This is a genomic window from Morganella sp. B601 (assembly GCF_051172335.1).
Taxonomy (GTDB): domain Bacteria; phylum Pseudomonadota; class Gammaproteobacteria; order Enterobacterales; family Enterobacteriaceae; genus Morganella; species Morganella morganii.
In genome coordinates this window covers 1-502 of the sequence record NZ_JBPIZE010000025.1, presented here as the reverse complement: position 1 = coordinate 502, position 502 = coordinate 1, and the positions used below count along the sequence as shown (strand labels likewise).

At 47.0% G+C, this 502-nt stretch carries 1 pseudogene; it reads right to left on the bottom strand.

Annotated elements, in window-relative coordinates:
- A pseudogene (locus ACSBQN_RS19290) lies at positions 1–436 on the bottom strand (host specificity protein); the annotation flags it as partial.
- Positions 437–502 lie beyond the last annotated feature (66 nt).

Sequence of the window (502 nt, the reverse complement as noted above, 5' to 3'; positions counted from 1 at the left end):
AAGTATCAGTGACAATCCGGTGACTGACACTTTTATGCCTGGTCAGCTGATATTTTGCGCCTCCGCGTAAATACACATATTCCACCGAGCTGTGAGTCAACTGCGCAGGGCCCATGACAGGAGACTGGTTTGTCCATCGCCAGTCAACATTATCAATAATACGGTTTTCAGACTGAGTCCCCCATCCTGAACCGCTCACCTGCCACTCAACAATCATGGCAAAACCGCCGGAGCCGTGAGTTGCATAACCGGGTTTGTTATCTCCGTATTGCCCCAGCGTACGAAATACCCTGAAGTAATAGCGGCGGGAGGTCGTCAGAGGGAGAATAATCGGGTAATAAGTACTTTCATCTAATGCTGACAGATCCAGATCAACAACAACTGACTCTGATAAATCGGCCTTTACTTTGTCTAATTTGCTGGATAACGTTTGCACCCGAGAAGTTGCTGACGTCACTTTGCCATCAATATCAGATACGCGCGTATTTAATTCATTTACCGA